Origin of the sequence: Halalkalibacter sp. APA_J-10(15) (assembly GCF_023017105.1) — a bacterium.
Taxonomy (GTDB): domain Bacteria; phylum Bacillota; class Bacilli; order Bacillales; family Bacillaceae_D; genus Halalkalibacter.
Genome location: NZ_JALKEV010000040.1, coordinates 1 through 1,406, shown reverse-complemented (window position 1 = coordinate 1,406; position 1,406 = coordinate 1). Strand labels below are relative to the sequence as shown.

Below are 1,406 nucleotides of genomic sequence, written 5' to 3'. Positions count from 1 at the left end.
TGAATGTAGTATAGATACATGGACACAACTTGGTTAAGTCATTAAAATTGAATGAACGAAAGGTCGTGTCCGAATTATGAGTCAAAAACGTTATAACCAAGAATTTAAACAAACAGTGATTGAGCTTTATCGCTCAGGTACGTCGGTCAGTCAACTCTCTAGTGAATATGGTGTGTCAGAAGTAACGATTTACAAATGGATCAAGCAACACTCTCCAATCGAAGGAACACAAGAGTTAACTGTGTCGGATATGGAAGCGATCCAAAAGGAAAATCTTCGTTTAAAGCAGGAGCTTGAAATCTTAAAAAAGGCTATGACCATATTCGCGAGAAAATAGATGAGCAGGAACTGATTGACTATATTGAAAGTGAAAGCGAACATCATCCAGTTCAAGTGATGTGTCATGTGTTAAAGATGCCAAGAAGTACGTACTATGATTCATTTCATAAGAAACCCAATAGCTATCATGTCGCCAATAAAGCCCTACTTGAGCGGATTCAAGCCATCCACAAAGAAAGTAAAGGTCGTTATGGCGCACCTAAAATTCATAAACTACTTCAAAAAGAAGGCTATTTATGCAGTATTAAACGGGTTCAACGACTGATGAAAGAAGCAGGCATTCAATCAAACATCACGAAAAAATATCGCCCAACACCATCACAATCACGTGTAGAAGAACGTGAAAACGTAATCGAACAAGACTTTACAACAACATCGATTAATGAGAAATGGGTAACTGATATCACCTATATTCATACACTCCGTCATGGCTGGTGCTATTTAGCATCCGTACTTGATTTGCATACGAAAAAAGTAGTTGGTTATACATTCTCTCGTACGATGACAACGGAACTTGTTCTGGAAGCATTGGAGAACGCTGTATACGCTCAAAAGCCTGGACCTGGACTCATTGTACATACGGATTTAGGCACGCAATATACTAGTAAAGCGTTTCAAGAACAATTAAATAAGTATGAAATGATTCCGTCATTCAGTCGTAAAGGTTGCCCTTATGACAACGCATGTATCGAATCCTTTCACGCCACACTGAAAAAAGAAGAAGTCTATCAAACTAAATATGAAAGCTTTGAAACTGCGAGAATCGCCCTATTTCAGTACATAGAAGGTTGGTATAATCGCAAACGAATTCATGGTAGCATTGGTTATATCACGCCAGATGAGTATGAAAGAATGTGTCGCGAAGCAGCGTAACACAAGGGGTAACTGTCATTCCCCTCCACATTTTTTAGGCACAACATCCATGGCATTATTTCTCCACGTCCCAATCAGGTTGTCAAAGGCTCTTTTCACTTTGACAATCTGATTGGGATGTGGAACACTCCATGAATGGTTGTTGTGCAGAAAAAACTTAATCTTTTGGTGTCCGGAATCTTGACATAGATCCA

The 1,406-nt window shown here is 39.0% G+C and carries 1 protein-coding gene; it reads left to right on the top strand.

Annotated elements, in window-relative coordinates; genetic code table 11:
- Window positions 1-76: 76 nt before the first annotated feature.
- A protein-coding gene (locus MW695_RS22100) for an IS3 family transposase (RefSeq protein WP_247107612.1) occupies window positions 77-1,212 on the top strand; the annotation gives its coding sequence in 2 pieces (ribosomal slippage) (window positions 77-299 and window positions 299-1,212; 1,137 coding nt in all).
- The last annotated feature ends 194 nt before the right edge of the window (window positions 1,213-1,406 follow it).